Annotated in this window: 20 protein-coding genes; 12 read left to right on the top strand and 8 right to left on the bottom strand. The window is 69.2% G+C overall.

The window, feature by feature from the left end; genetic code table 11:
• Positions 1-45: 45 nt before the first annotated feature.
• On the bottom strand, positions 46-690 hold the full coding sequence (locus tag WS46_RS12220) for a hypothetical protein (RefSeq protein ID WP_059528346.1): 645 nt from the start codon (positions 688-690) through the stop codon (positions 46-48).
• Between the two features lie 567 nt (positions 691-1,257).
• Here WS46_RS12220 and WS46_RS12215 point away from each other — a divergent pair.
• The 5 genes from WS46_RS12215 to WS46_RS12195 all read left to right on the top strand — a co-directional run bounded on the left by WS46_RS12215 (position 1,258) and on the right by WS46_RS12195 (position 5,589).
• A complete protein-coding gene (locus tag WS46_RS12215; protein ID WP_082722004.1) occupies positions 1,258-1,542 on the top strand; it encodes a phosphopantetheine-binding protein in 285 nt (94 codons plus the stop codon).
• 114 nt (positions 1,543-1,656) lie between these two features.
• Positions 1,657-2,373, top strand: a complete 717-nt coding sequence (gene fabG / locus WS46_RS12210) for a 3-oxoacyl-ACP reductase FabG (protein ID WP_059690683.1) — start codon at positions 1,657-1,659, stop codon at positions 2,371-2,373.
• A 97-nt stretch (positions 2,374-2,470) separates the two neighbouring features.
• Entirely contained in the window at positions 2,471-3,760 is a 1,290-nt protein-coding gene (locus WS46_RS12205) for a hypothetical protein (protein ID WP_059690682.1), read from the top strand.
• A 110-nt stretch (positions 3,761-3,870) separates the two neighbouring features.
• Positions 3,871-4,677, top strand: a complete 807-nt coding sequence (locus WS46_RS12200; RefSeq protein WP_059690667.1) for a glycosyltransferase family 2 protein — start codon at positions 3,871-3,873, stop codon at positions 4,675-4,677.
• A 150-nt stretch (positions 4,678-4,827) separates the two neighbouring features.
• Positions 4,828-5,589 (top strand): M48 family metalloprotease, encoded by a 762-nt coding sequence (locus WS46_RS12195; RefSeq protein WP_059528256.1) that lies wholly within the window; start codon positions 4,828-4,830, stop codon positions 5,587-5,589.
• A gap of 113 nt (positions 5,590-5,702) precedes the next feature.
• Here the strand turns inward: WS46_RS12195 and WS46_RS12190 are convergent, their stop codons facing one another.
• From WS46_RS12190 to WS46_RS12175, 4 genes are read right to left on the bottom strand one after another with little or no spacing between them, the layout of a single operon-like run.
• On the bottom strand, positions 5,703-7,403 hold the full coding sequence (locus WS46_RS12190) for a lactate permease LctP family transporter (RefSeq protein ID WP_059690666.1): 1,701 nt from the start codon (positions 7,401-7,403) through the stop codon (positions 5,703-5,705).
• Between the two features lie 52 nt (positions 7,404-7,455).
• The gene (locus tag WS46_RS12185; RefSeq protein ID WP_059690665.1) at positions 7,456-8,901 is read right to left on the bottom strand and encodes a LutB/LldF family L-lactate oxidation iron-sulfur protein; all 1,446 of its coding nucleotides are present in this window, start codon (positions 8,899-8,901) and stop codon (positions 7,456-7,458) included.
• Complete coding sequence (locus WS46_RS12180) at positions 8,898-9,611, bottom strand: LUD domain-containing protein (protein WP_059690664.1); 714 nt, start codon at positions 9,609-9,611, stop codon at positions 8,898-8,900. The genes WS46_RS12185 and WS46_RS12180 overlap by 4 nt, the downstream gene beginning before the upstream one ends.
• Complete coding sequence (locus tag WS46_RS12175; protein WP_059690663.1) at positions 9,608-10,408, bottom strand: (Fe-S)-binding protein; 801 nt, start codon at positions 10,406-10,408, stop codon at positions 9,608-9,610. Before WS46_RS12175 ends, WS46_RS12180 begins: the two co-directional genes overlap by 4 nt.
• A gap of 133 nt (positions 10,409-10,541) precedes the next feature.
• On the opposite strand from WS46_RS12175, the gene WS46_RS12170 reads away from it, so the two are divergent.
• From WS46_RS12170 to WS46_RS12150, 5 genes are all read left to right on the top strand, one after another.
• Positions 10,542-11,258 carry a FadR/GntR family transcriptional regulator gene (locus tag WS46_RS12170; protein WP_059690662.1) on the top strand — a complete coding sequence of 239 codons (717 nt, stop codon included), beginning with the start codon at positions 10,542-10,544 and terminating at the stop codon, positions 11,256-11,258.
• 224 nt (positions 11,259-11,482) lie between these two features.
• Positions 11,483-13,108 carry a phospholipase D family protein gene (locus WS46_RS12165; protein ID WP_059690661.1) on the top strand — a complete coding sequence of 542 codons (1,626 nt, stop codon included), beginning with the start codon at positions 11,483-11,485 and terminating at the stop codon, positions 13,106-13,108.
• A gap of 185 nt (positions 13,109-13,293) precedes the next feature.
• Complete coding sequence (locus WS46_RS12160) at positions 13,294-14,067, top strand: class II aldolase/adducin family protein (RefSeq protein WP_006497398.1); 774 nt, start codon at positions 13,294-13,296, stop codon at positions 14,065-14,067.
• A gap of 363 nt (positions 14,068-14,430) precedes the next feature.
• The gene (locus tag WS46_RS12155; protein ID WP_059528240.1) at positions 14,431-14,865 is read left to right on the top strand and encodes a CHRD domain-containing protein; all 435 of its coding nucleotides are present in this window, start codon (positions 14,431-14,433) and stop codon (positions 14,863-14,865) included.
• A gap of 103 nt (positions 14,866-14,968) precedes the next feature.
• Positions 14,969-15,931: an alpha/beta hydrolase gene (locus WS46_RS12150; protein WP_059528238.1), complete on the top strand. Its 963-nt coding sequence runs from the start codon at positions 14,969-14,971 to the stop codon at positions 15,929-15,931.
• Here WS46_RS12150 and WS46_RS12145 read toward each other — a convergent pair.
• Positions 15,901-16,743 (bottom strand): EcsC family protein, encoded by an 843-nt coding sequence (locus tag WS46_RS12145; protein ID WP_059690660.1) that lies wholly within the window; start codon positions 16,741-16,743, stop codon positions 15,901-15,903. The two genes, WS46_RS12150 and WS46_RS12145, sit on opposite strands and share 31 nt — an antisense overlap.
• A gap of 107 nt (positions 16,744-16,850) precedes the next feature.
• On the opposite strand from WS46_RS12145, the gene WS46_RS12140 reads away from it, so the two are divergent.
• Together WS46_RS12140 and WS46_RS12135 are read left to right on the top strand one after the other, a co-directional pair.
• A complete protein-coding gene (locus WS46_RS12140; protein ID WP_059690659.1) occupies positions 16,851-18,446 on the top strand; it encodes an MDR family MFS transporter in 1,596 nt (531 codons plus the stop codon).
• A 34-nt stretch (positions 18,447-18,480) separates the two neighbouring features.
• On the top strand, positions 18,481-18,927 hold the full coding sequence (locus WS46_RS12135) for a MarR family winged helix-turn-helix transcriptional regulator (RefSeq protein ID WP_059607688.1): 447 nt from the start codon (positions 18,481-18,483) through the stop codon (positions 18,925-18,927).
• A 120-nt stretch (positions 18,928-19,047) separates the two neighbouring features.
• Here WS46_RS12135 and WS46_RS12130 read toward each other — a convergent pair whose 3' ends face one another.
• On the bottom strand, positions 19,048-19,629 hold the full coding sequence (locus WS46_RS12130) for a DJ-1/PfpI family protein (protein ID WP_014896064.1): 582 nt from the start codon (positions 19,627-19,629) through the stop codon (positions 19,048-19,050).
• Between the two features lie 163 nt (positions 19,630-19,792).
• Positions 19,793-21,073, bottom strand: a complete 1,281-nt coding sequence (locus WS46_RS12125) for an amino acid deaminase (RefSeq protein ID WP_059690658.1) — start codon at positions 21,071-21,073, stop codon at positions 19,793-19,795.
• Positions 21,074-21,114 lie beyond the last annotated feature (41 nt).

Here is a 21,114-nt window from a genome sequence, read left to right as displayed (position 1 = left end):
CGGTGGCCGGCGCGGCCGCGATGCAGCGCCGCGCCGGCCATGAATTCATCGTGACGGCTGCGTCGACGCGCGGTATGCGCGCACCGCGTCGACCATCCGCGGCCGCGCGTCGTGCGGCAATGCGAAGCGCCGGCACGCATGCTCGGCCGCGAACATCACGGCGACGAGCGGCAGCGACAGGTAGTTCGCGAACGTCGACCACGCGACGATCGGCGCGGTCGCGAACAGCAGCGTGGACACGGTGGCGATCGCGACGAAGAACAGCGTCCATGCGAGCGTGATGCGCCGCGTGTAGCGCGCGACGGCCGGCGTGATCGTGCCGTGGATCATCGTCGCGAAGCGCGTGCACAGCGGCACCTGGCCGGCCGCGAGCGTGCGGCCGAACAGCAGCGCCATCGCGAGGTTGAAGCTCGCGTGCTCCAGATACAGGCCCCATTCGAAATGGCGCGCGAGCGGGGCGCGCGCGGCCCACAGCGCGGCGGCGGCGAGCAGCCACGCCGGCACGAGCCATGCCCGCTTCGGTGAGCGCAGCGCTGCGCCGAGCGCGAGCAGCAGCGGCGGCACGAGCGCCATCGCGAGGCCGAAGCCGTGTGCGCCGGGTGTCGCGGCCGCATAGTGCGCGCCGATCTGGTACGCCGCCACCGCAGCGACCGCGCCGACGCCGCGTGCGATGCCGAGCGGCGAGCTCATCGCGGCGCTCCGGGCGCGCGGCGCGTGCGTGCATTGCCGTCGTCCGTGGCGGCACGGCGGCGGACGGGCGGGCAAACCGGGGCGAGGCGAATGGACGGGCGCGGCATGGCTGCTGGAAACATCGGGCGGATCGGGGGGGCCGGACGCGTTCGTCGGGCCGTCAAACATCATATGAATGGTGGCCGGGACGCGTGTCCGGGCCGGCTGTCATGCACGCACATTTTAGGGCCGCGGCGCGGCGGTTCGAGGTCGGCGCAGCCGGGTTTTGTAACCGAATGTATGGCAGCGAACTGAACCTTTCGCGGCGGCGATTCATTTCCGCCCGAAGCGGCTCAAGCGTCTGCTGCGATCGGGTCCCGAAACCGGCCGCGGCGGGGGCCTTCAGTCTGTAACCATTCCCCGTATACGTGCCGATACCCATCGTCTAGAATCCGCGTAACTTTTACAAACGACCCCCAATAACGCAGGCGGGGAAGCCGGCAGACGCCGGAGGGACGGAGATTGGCGCGCGCTTCGCACGCGCCGGGCGTGCACGACGATTGCCGTTTCCGGGCGCCTCCCGCCGCCATGGGCCGCCTGCCCGCAAGCATGATGAACGCACTGGAACAAGAGCTCGCCACGCTGATCATCGGCGAACTGAATCTCGAAGACGTCCCGCTCGAAACGGTGACGGCCGGGACCCCGCTGTATGGCGAGGGCTTCGGGCTCGACTCCATCGACATCCTGGAAATCGCGCTGCTGATCTCGAAGAAATACGGCTTCGAGCTGCGCTCGGACAATCCGGACAACCAGAAGATCTTCGCGACGCTCGGCGCGCTTGCCGAGTACGTCGCCGCGCATCGCACCAAGTGACGGCGGCGCGCGCGAACGCGACGCGGCACGCAGACGATGACGGCACGCGGCGGCGGCCGCTGGCGAACCGCGGCCGCGTCGATCGAGAGGAAACGCGATGAACGGAGCAAGGCGATGCGGGCGCTCGTAACGGGCGGCAGCGGCGCACTCGGGCAGGCGATCTGCACGGCGCTCGCGCAGGCCGGCCACGAAGTCTGGGTGCACGCGAACCGGAATCTCGCGCAGGCGGAGGCGGTCGCGCAGCAGATCGTCGAGGCCGGCGGCACCGCGCACGCGCTTGCATTCGACGTGACCGACGCCGATGCGACGCTCGCCGCGCTCGCGCCGTTCATCGACGACGCACCGGTGCAGATCCTCGTCAACAACGCGGGCATTCACGACGACGCACCGATGGCCGGCATGTCGCGCCGGCAGTGGCACAGCGTGATCGACGTGACGCTCAACGGTTTTTTCAACGTGACGCAGCCGTTGCTGCTGCCGATGATCCGCACGCGGCGCGGCCGGATCGTCAACATCGCGTCGGTCGCCGGCGTGACCGGCAACCGCGGGCAGGTCAACTACGCGGCCGCGAAGGCGGGGCTGATCGGCGCGACGAAGTCGCTGTCGCTGGAGCTCGCGTCGCGCGGCATCACGGTGAATGCGGTCGCGCCCGGCATCATCGAATCGCCGATGGCCGCCCCTGCGTTTCCCGCCGAACGGATCAAGCAGCTCGTGCCGGCGCAACGCGCGGGCCGGCCCGACGAAGTCGCGGCGATGGTCGCGTATCTGGTATCCGATGCGGCCGCTTATGTGACGGGACAGGTGCTGTCCGTCAACGGCGGGCTTGCATGACGACGCGCGCGGCGTCGGCTTGACGCGAAGCAACGGCGCGCAACGCGGCGCGTGGCCACGATGCCGCGAGCCCGCACCGCATAGTGAGGAAATCGAAGTGTCAGTGCATCCAGTCGACGCCGAACGGCGAGCGTGTTCCCTGTCGTCCGCCACGACCGCGGTCGCGCGCGAACACATGACGGGCGGAGCCGCCGCATCGCGCGCGGGCATCTCGCCCGCGGCGAACGGCGGCAACCGTGCGCTGCGGCTCGTCCGGATCGATCATGCGCGGCTGGCTGCGCTGCTGCACGATGCGCGGCAGCGCGGCGACGCATTCGACCGCGTGTTTCCCGGTGCGCTGGGTGCGGTCTGCATCGGCGCGGCCGGAGCGCCGACCGATGCGATGGCCCGCATGCTCGCCGCCGCCGCGCCCGACCTGCCGCTCGCACCGGTGCAGATGGCGCTGCTCGACGCCGGCGGCCACGCACGCGCCGGCGCGGTCTGCGAAATCTGGCAGTGCGACGCGCCCGACCTGCGCAGCGAGCGGCACGGCGCGCTGCAGTATCGCTTCAGCGAAACGGCGGGGCTCGTATTCGGCAGCATCGTCGTGCAGGAAGAGCAGGAAGCGGCCGATGCCGATCGCGACGGCGGCACGCCGCTCGAGCGCGCGACACACGATGCATACCGCGCGCTGTTCGACGCGCTCGATGCACTCGGCATCGCGCATCCGCTGCGAATCTGGAATACCGTGCCCGCGATCAACGCGCTGCAGTTCGGGATCGAGCGCTATCGTCAGTTCAATATCGGCAGGCAGCGCGCATTCGACGCGTGCCGTCGCGCGCTGACGGGCAGCGTGCCGGCGGCCTGCGCGCTCGGCTCGGTCGTGCCCGTCGCGGGCGACACGCCGCCCGCCGCGCCGCTCGCGATCCATTTCATCGCGACGCGCACGCCGGCCGATCCGGTCGAGAATCCGCGCCAGGTCAGCGCGTATCACTACCCGGCGGAGTACGGCCCGCGCGCGCCGACGTTCGCGCGCGCGGCCGCGTGGCCCGGCGACGATGCCGCGCCGTTGCTGTTCGTGTCGGGCACCGCCAGCATCGTCGGGCATCGCACCGTGCATCGCGGCGACGTCGTCGCGCAAACGCGCGAGACCATCGCGAACCTGGCCGCCGTGCTCGAGCAGGCCGCGCGGCAAGGGCACGGCCCGTTCGCGCTCGCCGACCTGAACTACCGCGTCTACGTGCGCGACGCCGGCGATGCCGCGGCGCTCGCCGCGATCGAACGCGCGCTGCGCGATGCAGCGGGCCCCGGCGTGCGGCCGTTGTTCGTCCACGCGGACGTGTGCCGCGACGATCTGCTGGTCGAGATCGAAGCGAGCGCCGGCCATCCGCTGGAGCACCTGTCGTGAAGCGCGCGGCCCTGTCACTGCGCGAACGCGACGTCGACGAAGCCCGTCGGCAGTCGCCTGCAGGTCATAAACTTTTGTCAGGATCCCCGTCTTCGCAATCGGCCGTTCCCATGTCCAAGCTGCACGCCTCGTCCACTCATCTCGTACTGATTCCGAGCTACAACCCGGGCGTCAAGGTCGACACGACCGTGCGCAACGCCCGCGCGCAGTGGAACCCGGTGTGGGTCGTCGTCGATGGCAGCACCGACGGCAGCGCCGAGCGGCTGCAGGCGATGGCCGCGCGCGACCCCGGGCTGCGCGTGATCGTGCTGCCGGAGAACCGCGGCAAGGGCGCCGCGGTGCTGGCCGGGCTCGACGCGGCGGCCGCAAGCGGCTTCACGCACGTGCTGACGATGGACTCCGACGGCCAGCATCCGGCCGACCTGATTCCCGAATTCATGGCCGCGTCGCAGGCGGCGCCGGACGCGATGGTGCTGGGCCTGCCGAAGTTCGACGCGAGCGCGCCGCAACTGCGCGTGCAGGGCCGACGGCTGTCGAACGGATGGGCCGACCTCGAGACGCTATGGGCTGGAATCGGCGATTCGCTGTACGGCTTTCGCGTGTACCCGGTCGCGCCGCTCGCCGCGATCATGCATCGCCAGCCGTGGATGCGCGGCTTCGACTTCGATCCGGAAGCGGCCGTGCGGCTGTGCTGGGCCGGGGTGCGGCCGATTCGCATCGAAGCGCCGGTGCGCTACTTCGGCGCGCACGAGGGCGGCGTGTCGCATTTCCACTATGGCCGCGACAACGTGCTGCTCGCGTGGATGCACCTGCGGCTCTTCGCCGGTTTCGTGGTGCGGCTGCCGATGCTGGTCGCGCGGCGGCTCACGCGCCGGTCGCGTTCGACGTTCAGCCGGTCATCCGGCCGCGGCGATTGATGAGCTGATTGCCGTCATTTCGCTGAGCAATCGCGTCGTTAGTTTCGAATCGCTGCGCAATCAAGTTGTCATTTGATGTAAACGTCTGGTAATTTTCTGCCGGATTATGCAAAATCGCCGCTCCTAAATACAACTACCGAGGGATCCGGGATGCATATCAAGAAAGCGGCGGCAGCGTGTGGCATGGCGTTCCTGTTGAGCGCATGCGGCGGCGTGCAGAATCTCGACGCGAACAGCCTGACGTCGGCGGGGACCAGCCTGTTCAAGGCGGCGACGCTGTCGGACAGCGACATCGCGGCGCTGTCGAACGACTCGTGCAAGGCGAGCGACGCCGAATCGAAGATCGCCGCGCCGAACAGCGCGTATTCGAAGCGCCTGACGAAGGTGATGAAGGGCTTCGGCGACATGACGCTGAACGGCCAGAAGATCAACTACAAGGTCTACGTGACCAAGGACGTCAACGCGTGGGCGATGGGCAACGGCTGCGTGCGCGTGTACAGCGGCCTGATGGACATGATGAACGACGACGAACTGCGCGGCGTGATCGGTCATGAAATGGGCCACGTCGCGCTGGGTCACTCGAAGAAGGCGATGCAGACCGCCTACGCGGTCAGCGCGGCGCGCACCGCGGCCGGCGCGGCATCGCCGGGCGTCGCGGCCCTGACGAGCTCGCAGCTCGGCGACATCACCGAGAAGTTCATCAACGCGCAGTTCTCGCAGACGCAGGAAAGCGCGGCCGACGACTACTCGTTCGACCTGATGAAGCAGAAGAACATGAACCAGAAGGGCCTCGTCACCGCGTTCCAGAAGCTCGCGCAGCTCGATGGCGGCAAGAGCTCGATGATGAGCTCGCACCCGTCGTCGGCGAGCCGTGCCCAGCACATCCAGGATCGCATCGCGAAGGGCAGCTGATCGCCGTCTGGTGCGCCGGCCGCGTCCGGCGCCCGGGATGAACGAAACCCCACGCTCCTGCGGGCGTGGGGTTTTTGTTTTTCGGCGAACCGGAAAGCGGCCGCGCCGCTTGCTTACGGCACCATCCCCGGCAGCACGTAGGCCTGCACGAGCGTGATCAGGCCGACGATCACCGCGAACAGCAGGCTGTGGCGCACCGTGAAGCGAAACAGCTCCGATTCCTTGCCGACGAGGCCGGTCGCCGCGCATGCGACCGCGATCGACTGCGGCGAGATCATCTTCGCGGTCACGCCGCCCGTGGTGTTCGCGGCGACGGCAAGCGTCTCGGGCACGCCGAGCTGGTGCGCGGTCGCTTGCTGCAGCGAGCAGAACAGCGCGTTCGACGACGTATCCGAGCCGGTCAGGAATACGCCGAGCCAGCCGAGGAACGGCGAGAAGAACGGGAACGCGGCGCCGGTCGCGGCGAGCATCAGCGCGAGCGTCGACGACATCCCCGAGTAGTTCGCGACGAACGCGAACGCGAGCACGAGGCCGATCGACAGGATCGGGCGCGTGAGTTCCTTCAGCGTCTCGCCGAACGTGACGAGCCCGTCGCGCGGCTTCATCCGCAACAGCGCCATCGAGATCAGCGCGGTCACGAGGATCGCGCTGCCCACCGCCGACACGAGATCGATCTTCAGCACGGCGTCGAGCGCCTTCGGCGTCGCGGCGATCGGCGCGGTCTTCACGACGAGCTGGTCGAGCCCGGCCACATGGAACTTCAGGACGGTCGACGCGAGCGCGCCGTGCGCGGCGAACAGCGCCTTGAACGGCGCGATGCTCCACACGGTGACGACGGCCGTCAGGATCAGGAACGGCGACCACGCGCGCACGGTCTGCGCGAGCGTGTACGGCGACGCCTGTCGGCTTGCGCCCGAACCGACGCCGCCCGCGCCGAATCCCGCGAGCGCCGCGCCGCCGCCGGACGCGACGAGGCCGCCGGCCGTCTGCTTCGCGCTGCTCGGCTGCCAGACCTTCAGGAACGCGGCAAGCGACACGAGGCTGACGAGCGACGACGTGATGTCCGGCAGCTCGGGCCCGATGTGGTTCGACGTGAAGTACTGCGTGATCGCGAAGCTGCCGCCGGCGACGAGCGCGGCCGGCCAGGTCTGCCGCACGCCGCGCAGCCCGTCCATCATGAACACGAGCCAGAACGGCACCGCGAGCGACAGCAGCGGCAACTGGCGGCCGGCCATCGCGCCGATGTGGAACGCGTCGATGCCGGTCACCTGTCCGGCGACGATGATCGGAATGCCCATCGCGCCGAATGCGACCGGCGCGGTGTTTGCAATCAGACACAGTCCGGCCGCGTGCAGCGGCTTGAAGCCGAGGCCGACGAGCAGCGCGGCCGTGATCGCGACGGGCGCGCCGAAGCCGGCCGCGCCTTCGAGGAACGCGCCGAACGAAAAGCCGATCAGCAGCATCTGCAGCCGCTGGTCGTCGGTGATCGCCAGCACCGACGCACGGATGATGTCGAACTGTCCCGTCTTCACGACGATCTTGTACAGGAACACGGCCGCGACGATGATCCACGCGATCGGCCACAAGCCATACGCGAAGCCGAAGCCGGCCGCCGCGAGCGCCTGCGGCACGGGCATGCCGTAAGCGAGGATCGCGACGCCGAGCGCCAGCAGCAGCGTGATCGCGGCGGCGACGTGCCCCTTCATCCGCAACGCGGCGAGCGCGACGAAAAAGAAGATGATCGGGATCGCGGCGACGAGCGCCGACAGCCCGAGGCTGCCGAGCGGGGTGTAGATCTGATGCCAAACCTGCATGGGTGTCTCCTCCATGGATTGCTATCGGTACGGGTTTGAAAGCGAGGGGGGGCTATTCGGGCTGGCCGCGTGCGCGCAGCAGGTCGGACAGGCTGCGCGGCGCCGGCTCGAGCGGTGTGCGGTGCTGCGTCCAGCCCATTTGCCTGGCCGGTGTCAGCGCGCGCAGCCGCGTCGCGGTCCAGCGGAATGCGCGATACGCGCGCGGATGCGCGAACGCGCCGGACCAGAAGCGCCACACGAGGTCTTCCGCGCGGTTGTAGTTCGCGCCCTGGCCGCGCAGCGGATGTGCGACGGGTTCGTCGGGCTTGCGATTCGCCTCGGTGCGCAGCCGCACGAGCAGCTCCGGGATCGGAATCCGGACCGGGCACACCTCGCCGCACGCGCCGCACAGCGTCGACGCGGTCGGCAGGTCGGCCGTCGCGTCGAGGCCGAGCAGGTGCGGCGAGATGATCTTGCCGATCGGGCCCGGGTAGGTCGTCCCGTATGCGTGGCCGCCGATGCGCGTATAGACGGGGCAGTGATTCATGCACGCGCCGCAGCGGATGCATTGCAGCGTCGCGCGCAGCTGTTCGTCGGCGTAGGCCTGCGTCCGGCCGTTGTCGAGCAGCACGAGATGCAGCTCGCGCGGGCCGTCGCGTTCGCCGTCGCGGCGCGGGCCCGAGATCAGGTTGAAGTAGGTCGTGATCGCCTGGCCGGTGGCCGAGCGCGTCAGGAGGCTCGACAGCGGCACGATGTGCTCGAGTTTCTCGACGACCTTCTCGATGCCCATGATCGCGACGTGCGTGTCGGGCACGGTGGTCGACAGCCGGCCGTTGCCCTCGTTCTCGACGAGCCACAGCGTGCCCGTGTCGGCCGCCGCGAAGTTCACGCCGGACAGGCCGATGTCGGCTTCCGCGAATGCGCGGCGCAGCGCGCGCCGGCCGGTCTGGATCAGCTCGTCGACGTCCTCCGTGTAGCGCGTGCCGGGGATGTGCTCCTCGAACAGCTCGGCGATGTCGCCGCGCGTCTTGTGGATCGCCGGCATCACGATGTGCGACGGCTTCTCGCCCGCGAGCTGCACGATGAACTCGCCCATGTCGGACTCGATGCAGTCGACGCCGTGATCCGCGAGGTAATGGTTCAGCTCGATTTCCTCGCTTGCCATCGACTTGCCCTTGATCACGCGGCGCGCCTTCTTCGCCTGTGCGATGCCGAGCACGATCGCGTTCGCGTCGGCGGCCGTCTCGGCCCAGTGCACGTGCACGCCGGCCGCCGTGAGCTTCGCCTCCAGCCGCTCGAGCAGCGCGGGCAGTTGCGCGAGCGCGTGCTGCCGCACGGCTTCGCCGAGATCGCGCAGTTGCTCCAGCTCGGTGTCGTCGGGGAACTGGGTCGCGCGCTTGCCCTGCAGGAAGTCCATCGCGCCGCGAAAGCTCCGGCGCAGCGCGGGATCGTCGAGCGCGGCGCGCGCGCGGGCCTTGAAGTCGCCGGGGGCGACGAATTGCAGCGGTTGGTCGCTCATCGCGGCAGGTCCTGGCAGGCGGTTGCGGTCGGTTCGGTGACGATCACGACCCAGAGGTTGCGCGGCCCGTGTGCGCCATACGCGAGGGTCTGCTGGATGTCGGAGGTCTTCGACGGGCCCGACACCAGCACGACGTTGGTCGGCATGCCGGCGTGCCAGCGCTCCGCGTGCACGGCCGCGTGGAGGTCCGCGTGCAGCGTGTTCGCATGGACGAGCGCGACGTGCAGCGGCGGCACCAGCGATACCGTGCGCGGCGTGCCGGCATCGGGCGCGAGCACGACGGTGCCGGTCGCCGCGATGCCCGAGCGCGCGACGGTGAAGCCCGCGTCGATCGTGTCGAACAGCTCGGCTTTCCACGCGTCGATCGGCCGGTCGAACGGCACCGGCGCGACCGCGTCGGGCAGCGCACGCGCGAGGGCCGCGGATTCGGCGCGGGCCGGGTCGAGCAGCAGGCGGCGCACGCCGGCGTCGGCGAGCCGTGCGGCAAGCTGCGCGGGCCATGCATCGGCGGTGGCGCACCAGACGTCGGCGTGCGACGCGGCGAGCGCGGCCTGCATCGTCTGCACGAGCGCATGGGAATCGGGGGTGACCGGTGCGCGGCGCGCCGCGTAATGCGTGTCGATGCGCGCATCGAGGGCGGGCGCGGCGTTCGCGGCGACGCCGGGCGCGGCGGCGCGCAGGCGCGCGAGGATGGCGTCGCGCGCGCTCATTGCGCGTCTCCGCGCAGCGAGCCGGCGCCTGCCGTGCGGCGCCACAGGAAGCTTGCGAGATGCTCGACGGGCAGCGTCGCGCCGGCCTTGGTCGCGGCGTGGCCGATGTTCAGCAGGCAGCCGCAGTCCGCCGACACGAGCCGGTCGCAGCCCGTCGCGCAGGCCGATGCGACCTTGTCGTGCACCATCGCGCCGGAGATGTCGGGGTGTTTCAGCGAGAACGTGCCGCCAAAGCCGCAGCATTCCGATTCGCGTTCGTGTTCGATGCGCGTGACGCCCGGCAGCGCGTCGACGAGCGCGACGCCGTGCACGCGCGTGCCCATCTCGCGGCGGGCCGCGCACGACGTGTGCAGCACCACGCGCTCGTCCGGGCCGGCGTTCGTGTCGATGCGGTCGAGCCGCACGTCGAGCACATGGACGAGGAATTCGGCGAGTTCGTAGGTGCGATCCGCGATCGCGCGCGCCTTCGGGCCGTGCATGGGGTCGTCGGCGAACAGGGCCGGCCAATGGTGCCGGATCATGCCCGCGCACGAGCCGGACGGCACGATCACGGGCCACGGCTCGGCGAACAGATCGAGCTGCGCGGCCGCGACGCGGCGAGCCTCGTCGGGATTGCCGCTGCTGTAGGCCGGCTGCCCGCAGCAGCTCTGGCCGCGCGGATAGTGGACGGTCAGGCCTTCGCGTTCCAGCAGGCGGACCGCGTCGAGCCCGGCTTCGGGGACGAACAGGTCGACCAGGCAGGTCGCGAACAGATAGACGTGCGCGGGGGCGGCGGCGGGGTAGTGCCTTTCGTTCATGTCTCGCTCCAGGGTGCCGGCCCGGCAAGCGAATGCGGGACGACGATTTCGCTGCATAATTCCCGCGACGGCGCCGCAGCTCAAATTGGTTGGGCCAATCGGCGCGGCGGGTATTCCGATGGGGGAGACGGCGATGGCGGCGATGACGGCACGGGGCCGGACCGAAGTGGTGATGCGCAAGATCGAGACGGCGCTGCTCGACGGCACCTGGCCGGCCGGGGCGCGGCTGCCGGCCGAGCGCTTGCTCGCGCAACAATACGGCGTGGCGCGCAATACGGTGCGCGAGGCGACGCAGCGGCTCGTCGCGCGCGGGCTGCTGCAGAGCCGGCGCGGCGCGGGCGTGTACGTGACGGACCAGTTGCGCGCGGGCATCGCGTCGCCGTGGGGCCAACTGGTCGCCGATCACCCGGCGCTGCGCGACGACATACTCGAATTCCGTCGCGTGCTCGAAGGCGCGACCGCGTATTTCGCCGCGCTGCGCGCGGATGCGAACGACCGGCGCCGGATCCGGACGCTGCTGCGCGAGCTCGAGACCGCGTACGCGAACGACGACGCGGCCCTCGAGGCGTCGACCGACGCGAAGCTGCACGAGGCGATCGCGCTGGCGTCCCACAACACGATGTTCCTGCACCTGCACACGAGTGTGATCGGGATGCTGCGCGAGCACATCTCGATCAACGTCGCGGGGATGACGACGCACGACGAGCAGGCGTCCGAGCTGCTGTTGCGGCAGCACCGGGTGGTCTGCGACGCGATCTGCGCGCACCGGCCCGAGGAGGCGCGCACCGCGATGCAGACCCATATCGACTACGTGCGCAGCCACTTCGAGCGAAGCGGCCACACGCCGTGAGATTGGTTGGACCATGGATGCCGCGTGCCCGTCTGGCGGGCAGGCCGCGGGCTGCCGTTCCCGGATGCCCGCGCCGGCCGCGCGCGAGCGGTTCACGGCGCCGCATGCGCGAGCCGCGCGATTGACCGGTTCATCGGGCGCCCACTAGAATCGATTGGAACCACCCGTCAGCCGCACACCGCGGCGATTGCGGACCTGTTGATCCGCCTGTCGAGGAAGTTTCCGTGCTTACGTCTCTGATCCGGCGCGCGCCGGCCGCGCTCTCATGGCGCGCCGCCTGCCGCCCGGCCCGCGCGCTTGCCGTCTGCGCGCTGCTGTCGCTGGTCGCCGCCTGCGCGACGCATCCGCCCGCCACCACGCTCGATCGCCCCGTCTCGCACGCGTTGCCGACCGATACCGCGACGCCGCTGCGCACCGCGCTGGCCGCGCCGGAAGCCGCGCATCCGGGGCAGTCGGGCTTCCGGCTGCTGCCCGACGGCGCGACCGCGCTGCAGATGCGCATCGCGCTCGCGCGCGCGGCGACGAAGACGCTCGACATGCAGTACTACATCGCGACCGAGGACACGACCGGCAAGCTGCTGCTCGGCGCGGCGCTGTATGCGGCCGATCGCGGCGTGCGTGTGCGGATGCTGGTCGACGACCTGAATTTCCGCGACATCGACCGCGTCATGGCCGGGCTGAATACGCATCCGAAGGTCGAGATTCGCGTGTTCAACCCGTTCGGTGCGTCGCGGTACGGGATGGTCGAGCGCACGGCCAATTCGCTGACGCGGCTCGACAGCTTTACGCGGCGTATGCACAACAAGGCGATGATCGCGGACAACCAGATCGCGATCGTCGGCGGCCGCAACCTCGGCGACGAATACTTCAGCGCGAGCCCGACGCTGCAGTTCCGCGACCTCGACGTGCTCGCGGCCGGCCCTGTGACGAACGACATCTCGACGAGCTTCGACGACTACTGGGCAAGCGCGAGCAGCTATCCGCTGCGGGTGCTGAATCATCAGAAGTTTGATCCGAAGGATCTCGACGCGATGCGCGACGAGCTGCGCGACCACTGGCGCAAGAACGCCGACCCGTACAACGCGAAGCCGCTGAACGCGACGCCGCTCGCGCAGCAGATCGCGCGCGACGAGCTCGAGCTGGTGTGGGCGCCGGCCGAGTTCAAGGTCGACACACCGGACAAGGTCATGCGGCCGAGCGGCGCGTACGTGAGCCCGCCGATGCAGCGCCTCGTCGAACTGACGCGCGACGCGCAGCAGGAATTCCTCGCGTTTTCGCCATACTTCGTGCCGCACGACGCAGGCGTGAAGATCCTCGGCGACACGGCCGCGCGCGGCGTGCGCGTCGCGATCCTGACCAATTCGCTCGCCGCGACCGACGCGGTCGCCGTGCAGGCCGGCTACGCGCCGTACCGCGTGCCGTTGCTGCAGCACGGCGTCGAACTGTACGAATTCAAGGCGCGGCCGAACCCGCCGCGCGCGGGCCTGTTCGGCTCGCGCTCGCGTGCGAGCCTGCATGCGAAGGCGTACGTGATCGACCGCAAGGTCCTCGTGATCGGGTCGCTGAACCTCGATCCGCGTTCGGCGTACCTGAATACGGAACTCGCGCTCGTGATCCACAGCCCGAAGATCGCGCAGCAGGCCGCGGCGATCTTCGCGCGCGTGACGCAGCCCGACGAAAGCTATCGCGTGAGCCTCGCGACGCCGGCGGGCGGCGGCACGCCCGAACTCGAGTGGACCGGCACCGACAACGGCGAGCCGGCCACCTATCACGTCGATCCGCATGCGGGGCTGATGCGCAACCTGATGACCGGCCTCTTCATGCTGCTGCCGGTCGAAGACCAGTTGTAAGGGCCGGAACGGCTCGGGCCAAACCCGCGATACCGGTGTGCGGGGAAAGGTGATATGGTTGTGCGCGCAACGATATGCGTATCGTGACGGGTGCCGCCGGACGGCTCGCGCAACGCGGGCCGCAGCGGTGCCGAACGATGCGCGAGCCGCCCGCGCGGCCGCCCCGCCCGCAACCGGAGTGCCCCATGCAACGTGTACCGAACCAGCCGTTCACGCGTCCCGCCCGCTTCTCCGAAGCCGAATGGCAGGCGCGCGTGCAGCTCGCGGCCGCCTACCGGATCTTCGACCATCTCGGCTGGACCGAGCTGATCTACAACCACATCTCGCTGCGCGTGCCGGGCGAGGACGGCCATTTCCTGATCAATCCGTTCGGGCTCCATTACCGCGAGGTATGCGCGTCGAACCTCGTGAAGATCGACATCGACGGCAATGTGATCGGCCATTCCGACTGGCCGATCAATCCGGCCGGCTTCACGTTCCACAGCGCGATCCATGCGGCGCTGCCCGACGCGCACTGCGTGATGCACGTGCACACGACGCCGACGATGGCCGTGTGCTGCTCGCGCGACGGCCTGTCGTTCTCGAACTTCTATTCGGCGCAGTTGTACGGGAAGATCGCGTATCACGATTTCGAGGGCATCACGGTGCACCTCGAGGAAGGGCGGCGCATCGTCGAGAGCGCCGGCGGCCGGCCGGTGCTGCTGCTGCGCAACCACGGGCCCGTGACGATCGGCGCGACGCTCGCGCAGACCTTCTCGTTGATGTGGCTGCTCAATCGCGCGTGCGAGGTGCAGGTCGCGACTCACGCGATCGGCGACGCGCTGCCGATTGCGCCGCCGGTGCTCGAGGGCTGCGTGCGCGACTCGCTGAACTTCGATCCGAAGCACGGCGCGGGGCAGGACGCATTCGACGCGTTGCAGCGCATCGTCGATCGGATCGATCCGGGCTATCGCGCGTGAGGGCGCGGGGTCGGCGCGACGTCCGACCCGATCGCCGTGGCGACAATCGATTCGTGATGCTTGACGGCCCGCGAAGCGGAGTTTGCCCGACGCATGCGTGCATGCCGCCCGGGCACGGGCAAAAAAAACGCGGCCGGATGGCCGCGTGAATACTCGCAGACTCCTTCGGACGAAGGAAACAAGCAACTGTGAGACGAAGTGTAGCGAAAGGCCGCGCATGGATTCAGGGCTCGCGCTGCAAAGGTCTCTTCCAGGTTCCGTCAGGCTGGCGGGCGACGCAGCGGTGCCGGATCGGCGGCGATCGACTACCATCATGGAACGTCCCCCGTCCGGGTGGCGTACCCCGTCGTACAAGGAGGATTCATGCCGAAGCTGCGTTTGCTCCAGGTGGCGTTGCTCGCGGGCGTCCTGGCCGCCGGCAGCGCCGCCGCCGAAACGGTGCGCCTGTCCGCCAATCTGCAGCCGTCGAGCGAAGTGCCGCCCACCGCGACCAAGGGCGCCGGCGCCGTCGCTGCGACCTACGACACGGCCACCCACATGCTGCAGTGGACGGCGACGTACGAACATCTCACGGGGCCGGCCACCGCCGCGCATTTCCACGGGCCCGCGCCGGTCGGCCAGAACGCCGGCGTGCAGGTGCCGATCCCGAAGGACGCGCTCGCGAGCCCGATCAAGGGTTCGAAGGAGCTGACCGACTCGCAGGTGACCGACCTGATGGCCGGCAAGTGGTATTTCAACGTGCACACGAAGGAGCATCCGTCCGGCGAGATCCGCGGCCAGATGATGCCGGCGAGCTGAGGCCGGCGAACCGCGCGCCGGCGTTTGATATAGAGGCTCCCGTCGAGCGGCGCGGTGACGATCGCACGTACCATCGTCACACTGCGACGATGGAGTGTGTTGGATGAGTTGGCAAAGCAAGTTCGCGTGCTGGCTGCTGCGCCGGCAGTTTCGTCCCGAGACCACGCGCCCGGTGCTCGACCCTGCCCGCGCGCGGCGCTTTACCGATCTGAGGATGATCGTGCCGCGTCGCGCACCGTCGGGCTACCGGCTGCGCGAATGCTACGGTCCCGGCGACGCGCCGCTGCGCGGCGAATGGCTCGAACGCACCGATGCGGCCGCCGCTCGCGGGCCCGGCCGCACGCTGCTGTACTTCCACGGCGGCGGCTACTACTTCTGTTCGACGAAAACCCATCGACCGCTCGTGTTCGGCCTCACGAAGCGCGCGGGCGTGCGCTCGTTCTCGCTCGACTACCGGCTCGCGCCCGAGAACCGCTTCCCGGCCGCGCTCGACGACGCGCTGGCCGCGTACCGGCAATTGCTCGCGCTCGGCACGCCGCCGGAGTCAATCGTGTTCGGCGGCGATTCGGCGGGCGGCGGCCTCGCGCTCGCGACGCTCGTCGCGCTGCGCGATCGCGGCGAACCGTTGCCGGCCGGCGCGATCCTGTTCTCGCCGTGGACCGACCTGGCCGGCACCGGCGACACGATGCGCAGCAACGACGGCCGCGACCCGATGTTCGCGGCCGCGGCGCTGCCGAAGGCGGCGAAGCTGTATCTGGGAGACGAATCGGCGACGCATCCGTACGCGTCGCCGCTCTATGCGGACTTCACCGGGCTGCCGCCGCTCTTCATCCAGGCCGGCAGCACCGAGGTGCTCCTCGACGATTCGCGCCGCGTCGCCGACAACGCGAAGGCGGCCGGCGTGCCGGTGGAGATCGAGGTGTGGCCCGACATGCCGCACGTGTGGCAGCTCTACACGCCGATGGTGCCGGAGTCCCGCGACGCGCTCGACCGTGCGGCCGCATTCCTGCGCCGCGTCGCGGTCGAGCGGGCGGTTCAGCGCGTGGGCGAGCCGTCGATCGCCTGATACGCGGCCTTGACGGCGATCGGGCCGTACTTGCGCTCGAGCCGGCGCACGGTGAAGTGGCCGTGCGCCATCTGCTGGAAGTGGTCGATGAACAGCGTGTTGACGGTCGCCCCCAGCACCGCGCCAATCGCCGGGATCGACTTCGCGGCCATCTGCTCGGTGACCTGCACCGAGAAACGTGATGCCACCGTCTGCACCAGCTTGAACACCGCCGCCGAGCTGTGCGCGGTGATTCCTTTCGTCGTGATGTCCGACGACGCTTTCGAAATCGCCTGCGCGAGCGCGCCGCGCAGCACGAAATAGCCGAGATCGGCGTCCTCTTCCCGCTTGTCCGCGTTGCCGCCCATGCCGAGCACGGCCAGGCACTGCAACTGCGTATCCACCGAGCCCAGGTCCTCGCCCTCGCTGCGCGCGATGTCGCACACCGAGCGGAAGATCAGCGTGGTCGTCACCGGCAGCTCGACCGGCAGCGCGAGGAAGCCGAACGCGCCGCCCGCCGCGCCGGTCGTCGCGACCGCGAGCTTGTGCAGCAGGTTGCTCGGCTTGTCCGGCTCGGCATCGGGCGTCTGCGGCTTGCCGAGCGTGCGCAGCGCGATGTTCAGGCACTTGCGCAGCGCCAGCTGCGTCGCGTCGTTGATCTTGCCGGTCGCGAAGTCGGGCAGCCGCGCGATCATCTTCTCGACCGGCGCGCCCAGCACGCCCGTCAGCTTCATCGTCAGCGACGGGCTTTCCAGCACCTGCTTCGCGCGTCGCAATGCGTCCTGGTCTTCCGGCGACAGCGTCGCGGCAGGCGTGATTGAAATCGGTTCCATCTTTCTCCCTGGCGGCCATCGGCCCCAAATCCGTCGCCAGCCTAGATTACTCCGGCGTGCTAGAATTTTGAGATTGTTTGACTCGTCAAAAGTTGCATCAACAAAAAATGGCCGTCCATACTGCCGCCCACCATTCGAGCGGGCAAGTCCTGCCGTTCCGCGAATCGCTGCTGGCGATGATCGGGATCTCGTTCGTCACCATGCTCGTCGCGCTCGACCAGACGGTCGTCGGCACCGCGTTGCCGACCATCGTCGCCGAACTCAAGGGGTTCGACCTGTATGCGTGGGTCGCGACCTCGTACCTGCTCAGTTCCGTGATCACCGTGCCGATCTTCGGCCGGCTCGGCGATTATTACGGACGCAAGCCGTTCGTGATCGTGTCCATCGTCGTGTTTACCGGCGCGTCGGTGCTGTGCGGGATGGCCAACGACATGCTGTTCCTGGTGCTCGCGCGCGGCCTGCAGGGGATCGGCGGCGGGATGCTGGTCGGCACCGCGTTCGCGTGCATTCCCGATTTGTTCCCCGATTCCGTCGTGCGGCTGCGCTGGCAGGTATTGATGAGCTCCGCGTTCGGCATCGCGAACGCGGTCGGGCCGTCGCTCGGCGGGATCCTGACCCAGTCGTTCGGCTGGCGCTCGGTGTTCTACGTGAATCTGCCGGTCGGCCTGCTGTCGCTGTTCTTCGTGTGGCGCTACCTGCCGCATCTGCGCCATGTCGAGCACGACCGCAAGATGCGGCTCGACTGGCCCGGCGCGCTGCTGATCGCGCTGTCGCTCGGCGCGCTGCAGCTGTTCGTCGAATGGCTGCCGAAGTACGGCGTCTTGAGCTGGGCGTCGCTGCTGCTGATCGTCGCGGTCGGCGCCGGCGTCGGCTTGTGGCATTGGGAAAAGCGCTGCGCGCAGCCGATTCTGCCGTTCGACATGTTCGGCAACCGCGCGCTGTCGGCGCTGTTCGTGCTCGCGATCCTCGCCGGCTTCTCGATGTTCTCGCTGCTGTTCTACGCGCCGCTGCTGTTCCAGGGCGGCTTCGGCATGTCGCCGAAGGAGGCGGGGCTCGTGATCACGCCGCTCGTCGTGTTCATCACGATCGGCAGCATCATGAACGGCCGCGTCGTCACGCGCATCCGCAATCCGAATACGATGCTGCACGTCGGTTTCGTGCTGTTCGCGATCACATGCGCGGGCATCGTCGTGTCGACGCACACGACGCCGACCTGGGTGCTGATGGCGCTGATGGTCGCCGGCGGCATCGGCCTCGGCTTCGTGCTGCCGAACCTCACCGTGTTCGCGCAGCAGACGGCCGGCCGCGAGCACCTCGGCATCGCGACGGCGCTGCTGCAGTCGCTGCGCATGGTCGGCGGGATGATCGGCACCGCGCTGACGGGCACGCTGGTCAACCAGATGTATTCGAGCGGCGTGCGCGATGCGTTGTCGGGCGACCACGCGCTGCAGTGGCACGCGCAACTCGCCGATCCGCAGATCCTGATCGACCGCGCCGCGCAGGGCGGTCTCGTCGCGGAGCTGACCCGCGCCGGGCATAATGGCGCGCTGCTGCTGGAAGCGGCCCGCGAATCGCTGGTCGGGGCGATTCACCTGGGGGTCGCGATGGCGGCCGTCGTCGCCGTGGTGTCGGTGTGGCAGTGTCGCCGCGTGCCGCCGATCGCACTGCGGCACAAGATCGAACCGCATGTCGCGGCCGATTGAACGATTCACCGATTGAACGAGTAGGCATCAGCGCATGGAAGAACAGGACCGCGTCGCGATCTTGCAGCAATTCGGACGCACGTATCGCGCGTTCATGAGCGCGTTCGAAACGCACGTCGGGCAGCCGATGCCGCGCTGGCGCATCATGGTCGCGCTGCACACGATGGGCGGGCATTCGTCGCAGAAGAAGCTCGTCGAGGTGCTGCGCATCGATCCGGGCGCGCTCACGCGCCAGCTGAAATCGCTCGACGCGCTCGGCTGGATCGAGCGCGCGTCCGATGCCCGCGACAACCGCGTGACCAACGTCACGCTGACCGAAGACGGCCGCGCCGCGTTCGACGCGTGCCTGCCGCGCCGCAAGGCGTTTCTCGACCAGACGATGGCGCAACTGCCGGACGACGTGCTGACTGCGCTGTCGGGTGCGCTGGCGATGCTGGAGTCGCGGATCGCGGAAGTCGGCTCGACGCCGGCGCAGCACTGAAGGGCAGGGCGGAAGCGGCACGACGGGGCGCGCCCCGTCGACCGGTCCTGATCGGCGCGGCATGCGGGTCGCGCGAACCCGCCGCCGGCAGGCGTTTCACTTCATTTCATTCAGCTTCGTTCACAGCTCGATGCGCGTGCCCAGCAGCGCGAGGAACTGCGCGAGCCATGCCGGATGCGCGGGCCACGCGGGCGCGGTGACGAACGGCGCGTCGGTCACGGCCGCATCGACCGGGATGTCCGCGTATTCGCCGCCCGCGAGCTTCACTTCCGGCGCGCAGGCCGGGTAGGCCGAGATGCGCTTGCCGCGGATCACGTCGGCGGCCGCGAGCAGCTGCGCCGCATGGCAGATCGCGGCGATCGGCTTGCCGGCTTCGGCGAACGCGCGCACCAGCGCGATCACCTTCGCATCCAGACGCAGGTATTCGGGCGCGCGGCCGCCTGCGATCGCGAGTGCGTCGTAGGCCGACGCATCGACGTCGTCGAACGTCGCGTTCAGCGTGAAGTTGTGGCCGGGCTTCTCGGTGTAGGTCTGGTCACCCTCGAAATCGTGGATCGCGGTCTTGACCTTGTCGCCCGCGCGCTTGCCCGGGCAGACTGCATCGACGTGATGGCCGACGGCCTGCAGCGCCTGGAACGGCACCATCGTTTCGTAGTCTTCGGCGAAATCGCCGGTCAGGAACAGGATCTTCTTCGCGGCCATGGCTTTCTCCATTGAACAGCGTTGAGGGTCCGTTCGCGCCGCATGCGGCAGACGGCGCTGCGGCGGCGAAGCGGCCCCGAGGACGAAAGCGCAGTGTACTCCGGCCGCTTGAAGCGCGCGTGACGGCCGCCCCGCGCGGCGGCGGGGCGGGGCGCGCGGGGCGTCAGAAGAAGGTTTCGACGACTTCCGTCACGCGGAACTGCGGATCGAGGACGAGCAACTGGCGCCACTTGTCGAACGTCAGGCACGGGTGCGAGATGTCGAACGCGACCATGTCGCCGACCTTCACGTCCGCGCCCGGCGGGATCTGCAGGTACGCGTGCTGGTCCATCATCCCGGTGACGGCCCAGCCTTCGCTCGCGGCGACATCGCGCGGCGCGCTGTCGCGGCCCGGGCGGAAGTGGCGCGCCGGCTCGGGCAGGCCCGCGTCGAACGCCGCGTCGCGCTTGCCGAGCGCGATGATCGCGCGATCCTGCTCCGGCACCGACTGCACGTATGCCCACAGCTGCAGCGCCGGCAGCAGCCCTTCGCCCATCCTGCGGGCGATCGGGTTGCGCGCGAACACGTCGGTCTGCGCCTTCTTGTAGATGCCGACGTCGTGCGTCAGGTAGCAGCCCGGACGCAGCACGACTTCCGCAAAACCGGCGTCGGACGCCTTCGCGAATTCCTCCGCGACCACGTCGTACCACGCCGAGCCGGCGCCCGACAGGATCGCCGGCGTGCGCGCGAAACGGCCGGCTTCGGCCAGCTCACGCGTGAGCGCGACCGCGTCCTGCAGGAACGTGCGGATCTCGCCTTCCTCCTTCAGCACGCCTTCGTAGAGTTCGATGCCGGCCAGCTTCAGCGTGTCCGGATAGCGTGCGATCGCGTCGAGCACGGCCTGGCGTTGCGCGGCGTCGCGCGCACCCGCGCGGCCGCCCGGCACGCCGAGCTCGAGCAGGACGTTCAGCGTTTTCTTCGCGTCGCCGAAGAAGCGGCCGAGCTGGTCGACGCCGTCGGCGGAATCGACGAGGCAGAAGAATTCGAACTCGGGATCGGACAGCAGCTGCGCGATGATCGCCATGTTCTGGCGGCCGACCAGCTGGTTCGCGAGCAGCACGCGCCGCACGCCGCCGTGATACGCGGCCTGCGTCTGGTGCGCGGTCGCGAGCGTGATGCCCCATGCGCCGGCGTCGAGCTGGCGGCGGAACAGTTGCGGCGCCATCGTCGTCTTGCCGTGCGGCGCGAACTTCACGCCGTACTGCTGGACGAATGCCTGCATCCAGTTCAGATTGTGTTCGATGCGATCCGCGTACAGCACGGCGGCCGGCAGGCTGACGTCTTCCGCGAGCAGGTTCCACTCGAGGCGGCCCGCGTCGTCGAGCGGCACGCTCGCGCTCGGCAGGTTGCCGAGGCCCTTGCCCAACGGATTGATTGTCGGTTCCTGATAGTTTGTAACTTTCATGTCATCCCGCTCCATCATCACTATACATTGCACTGAAGTTG

Origin of the sequence: Burkholderia sp. RF4-BP95 (assembly GCF_001521985.1) — a bacterium.
Taxonomy (GTDB): domain Bacteria; phylum Pseudomonadota; class Gammaproteobacteria; order Burkholderiales; family Burkholderiaceae; genus Burkholderia; species Burkholderia diffusa.
This window is presented reverse-complemented; position numbering and strand designations above follow the sequence as displayed.